Origin of the sequence: Bartonella sp. AU18XJBT (genome assembly GCF_028618595.1) — a bacterium.
Taxonomy (GTDB): Bacteria; Pseudomonadota; Alphaproteobacteria; order Rhizobiales; family Rhizobiaceae; genus Bartonella.
In genome coordinates this window covers 1-3399 of record NZ_JAQITE010000080.1, presented here as the reverse complement: position 1 = coordinate 3399, position 3399 = coordinate 1, and the positions used below count along the sequence as shown (strand labels likewise).

The following is a 3399-nucleotide window of genomic DNA, read 5'->3' as shown; positions in this document are numbered from 1 at the left end:
GGCATTGGGTAGGGTGCCTTGACGCTTACCTGTTTTATCCAGTTTAGCGGCTTGTGAAAGTGAACCCGTTACCAAAACGGGCGTGTTAAGAGGAAGGCTCGGTCATCAGCATCGGGCGCTGTGCCAACAATCCCGATAACTGCCGATTGTACCGCGCGAAGGGGACGGGTGCCGTCGTCAACCTCGACAACTTCAACACCGTGTAGAAAACCTGTTGCCATACTTTATGCTCCTTTAAATATTGGTGAATGAAAATGAATGGGAAAAATGAGGGGTGGATTTGAAATCGCACCCTTTAAACAGCAAATCATAAGGATTTTGGTTCACTCGCATTTCAAATGCGAGTGAATAGTAAAGGGTAGCATTTCAAATGCGATCCTTTGAAAACAACAATATGTGAAATATTTTTTTTAAAGCATATTGACACTAATAAACTCTCATGTTAATCGAATCGCAAGTGCTAGAAACACTAAACCATTAGCGGATAGGTCACGTAAGATCTCTCCCATGCATTTAAAATACTGATTGTCTTTTATGCTGTTATTGGCATATAACGATTTTGTCGGGTGTAGCTATGCTATACAATACCTTCTCACGAGGGGAAGGCATAGCGACGGACTAATGGCCGTGTTTCTAACGCCCGACACCCTTGGGGGTGTCAATAGAGACATTAAAACCATTAGGAGTTAATCATGAACAATTTAGTGACAATCAACAATGCTGGTATTGCTGTTACAACTTCTTTAAAAATTGCAGAGGGTGTGGGTAATACGCATAAAACAGTTATACAGTTAGTACGCAATAATCGTAAGGATTTTGAGGAATTTGGTTCACTTGGATTTGAAATCCAAGTGAGTAAAAGAGACGGTAAAGGCGGTCAAAAGAGAGAAGTTGCTATCCTCAATGAACCGCAAGCAACTCTACTCATGACCTATATGCGTAATAATGATATGGTACGTGCATTTAAAAAAGCCCTCGTCAAAGCTTTCTATGATTTAAAAAACCAATTAATTGATAATGACCGTGATACACGTTTTGATTTTCCAAGCAACTGGGATGAAATGGGACCTACTGAAAAAGCTGTTTATATTTATGGACCGCTTCACATGCATCTTGTAAAAGCTTTTACATTAGTAGAAGAGAGCAAACACTATAAAACGCTTGTTGAAGAAGCCAAACGAGTTTTAGTAAGCCCTGTTGTGAAAGCTGCTTAACTTTAAAAACACGATTTATCTCCTCGTCTTCAAAGGCGGGGAGGTATTCCTTTCTTAATGGCTCTGTTCTATTTGTATATCCACTTTATTAGCTGTTAATGTTGGAATAGAAGAGACATCAATGTCCCTCAAGGCATGCCATGTATCATAATTGGCTTGAAGCTGTAGCCAGAGAGCTGGTCCATTGCCTAACAATTTACCAATGCGAGCCGCTGTTACAGCTGTGACTGGACGTTCTCCTTTAAGGATGCCGTGCAAGTGCTGGCGTGATATTTGAAGAATCCGTGCAATTTCGGTTTTGCTTGCATTTAAATGTTCTAAGGATTCTGCTAAAATTTCTCCTGGATGAGAAGGACAACGATTAGGATTGCGTGTAGTCATGGATAGTTTCCTTTACAATTAATCTTAAAACCTTCAATGGTATTGCTCTAGATCAACATGGTAAACGTGTCTGTCTTTAAATTCAAAAGTGATACACCAAGGACCGTTGATATGAATTGTGTAGCGAGTTGGAGTAAAGCCTTTAAGCATATGAAAATTATAACCTGGTACATTGATATCACTAACTTGAGAAGCTGCGTCAAGGGTATCAAGACGGCGAATAATACGCTGTTGAAGTCTGCTATCAATCTTACTTTTTCCTGTTTCCCAGAGAGATTGTAGGTCTTTATTTTTAAATGTTTTGATCATAGCAAACTCAACAACTTTATTTTAAATAAAATGTAATATATTAAGTGACAATTGTCAACAAAAATGTTACAGTTAAATATTGTTAATGGAATACTGTAGAACTAAAAGAATTTAAGAAATGAATATCAAACCAATTCGTACAGAGAGAGATTATCAAGAAGCTTTAGAAATTGTGTCTGCAATGTTTGACAATCAACCTAAAGAGAATACTCCAGAATTTGATCAAATGGAGGTTCTTGTGTTGTTAATTGAAGCTTATGAAACAGAACATTATCCTATTTCTCCTCCTCATCCTATTGAGGCTATTAAATTTAGAATGGAACAAATGAACTTAAGTGCTAAAGATCTTGTTCCTGCGATTGGTCATTTAAATCGCGTTTATGAAATCTTGAGTGGAAAAAGAAAACTAACACTACGCATGATTAAAAATTTGCACCAACAGTTTAATATCCCATTGGAAAGCCTAATAGCTTAGACTTGTTTTTCTTTTCTCCACCTCATGCGTAAAGAGAAGGATAGGCGCATGGAGGGGATAAATTTGCACGTCAACATCAAGGATTTTACAACCGCATCAAAGGCTGTCTGATCAAATATTGCTAAAAACTTAGATCCCTTGCCATTCTTAATAAAGTGAATACGAAGTTTAAATTCTATTTTCATTTTGCTCTCCAAATCAATGAAGAGACTATAACAAGCATCACCATGCTCCATAAGCCTGACAGTGTCAGTCAAAAAAAGCCCTTTAAAAGGGCTTTTAAAGAGCAATAAAAGGACTTAAAAAAAGACTATTACAACCTTAAGCCATGATACAACAAACATTAGTTTGACTTGTGCTGTCTCTTTGGTTAGTCGTACATCCATTCATTCTTTCCATAACCTTATAAGAACTGCACCATCAGCACCAGCACCGCTTGGAGAAGAATCTCCATAAGAACCAGCACCCCCACCACCAAAGCCACGCCCCGCTTTTCCTGAACTATAGGATCCTTGTCCTATCCCTCCAGAGCCACCACGTGATGTATCACCCCCAGCATCACCTCCATTACCGCTTGTCTTGCTCGTAATTCCACTTGTTCCAGCACAACCATTGCCGCCTTTAGCAGTTCCTGGATGTTCGTCTGTTGCTAAACCAAAATTTCCTCCCATGCCTCCAGCACCACCAGAACCTGAATAGTAGGAAGTCGTACTACCACCAAATCCCGAGTTAGAGGTATGGGAGTAAGCACCACCACCACCCTTTCCTCCTGTAGCCGTCATAAAATTTTTGCCAACAACTGTTGTTTCTCCAGAATTACCGCTTACAAAATTCTTTGCAACAGAATCTCCTCCTTTACCAATTGTGATATTCTCATGCCCTTTTAAACTGGCTTTATAGCCATACCATACGGAACAACCTCCTCCTCCGCCACCGCCGCCATCGCCATAAGACCAAGAGGAACCACCACTACCTCCGCCGCCCCATGCTTGGATCTCAACTTTGGTTTTATTCGTCACC

6 protein-coding genes and 1 pseudogene are annotated in these 3399 nt (G+C 39.7%); 2 read left to right on the top strand and 5 right to left on the bottom strand.

The annotated features are described in order from the left end of the window. A pseudogene (locus PVV60_RS09745) lies at positions 1-221 on the bottom strand (phage tail protein); the annotation flags it as partial. Positions 222-692: 471 nt separating this feature from the next. Between PVV60_RS09745 and PVV60_RS09740 the strand changes: the two are divergent. After that, positions 693-1214: a Rha family transcriptional regulator gene (locus PVV60_RS09740; RefSeq protein WP_273724579.1), complete on the top strand. Its 522-nt coding sequence runs from the start codon at positions 693-695 to the stop codon at positions 1212-1214. Between the two features lie 54 nt (positions 1215-1268). Here PVV60_RS09740 and PVV60_RS09735 read toward each other — a convergent pair whose 3' ends face one another. Both PVV60_RS09735 and PVV60_RS09730 read right to left on the bottom strand, forming a co-directional pair. Next, positions 1269-1595, bottom strand: coding sequence for a HigA family addiction module antitoxin (locus PVV60_RS09735; protein WP_273724578.1), 327 nt, complete (start codon positions 1593-1595; stop codon positions 1269-1271). Between the two features lie 33 nt (positions 1596-1628). Then, the gene (locus PVV60_RS09730; protein ID WP_208435033.1) at positions 1629-1904 is read right to left on the bottom strand and encodes a type II toxin-antitoxin system RelE/ParE family toxin; all 276 of its coding nucleotides are present in this window, start codon (positions 1902-1904) and stop codon (positions 1629-1631) included. Between the two features lie 118 nt (positions 1905-2022). Here PVV60_RS09730 and PVV60_RS09725 point away from each other — a divergent pair, with 118 nt between their 5' ends. Further along, a complete protein-coding gene (locus tag PVV60_RS09725; RefSeq protein ID WP_019220258.1) occupies positions 2023-2379 on the top strand; it encodes a type II toxin-antitoxin system HigA family antitoxin in 357 nt (118 codons plus the stop codon). Here the strand turns inward: PVV60_RS09725 and PVV60_RS09720 are convergent. Together PVV60_RS09720 and PVV60_RS09715 are read right to left on the bottom strand one after the other, a co-directional pair. Then, on the bottom strand, positions 2376-2636 hold the full coding sequence (locus tag PVV60_RS09720) for a hypothetical protein (protein WP_273724577.1): 261 nt from the start codon (positions 2634-2636) through the stop codon (positions 2376-2378). The two genes, PVV60_RS09725 and PVV60_RS09720, sit on opposite strands and share 4 nt — an antisense overlap. A 129-nt stretch (positions 2637-2765) precedes the next feature. Continuing rightward, a partial coding sequence (locus PVV60_RS09715; RefSeq protein ID WP_342752801.1) for a glycine-rich domain-containing protein occupies positions 2766-3399 on the bottom strand: 634 nt, incomplete at its 5' end.

Bases quoted from the DNA above. Each gene is read 5' to 3' on its own strand.
- PVV60_RS09740 (WP_273724579.1), top strand. From the start codon at position 693: ATGAACAATTTAGTGACAATCAACAATGCTGGTATTGCTGTTACAACT.
- PVV60_RS09735 (WP_273724578.1), bottom strand. From the start codon at position 1,595: ATGACTACACGCAATCCTAATCGTTGTCCTTCTCATCCAGGAGAAATT.
- PVV60_RS09730 (WP_208435033.1), bottom strand. From the start codon at position 1,904: ATGATCAAAACATTTAAAAATAAAGACCTACAATCTCTCTGGGAAACA.
- PVV60_RS09725 (WP_019220258.1), top strand. From the start codon at position 2,023: ATGAATATCAAACCAATTCGTACAGAGAGAGATTATCAAGAAGCTTTA.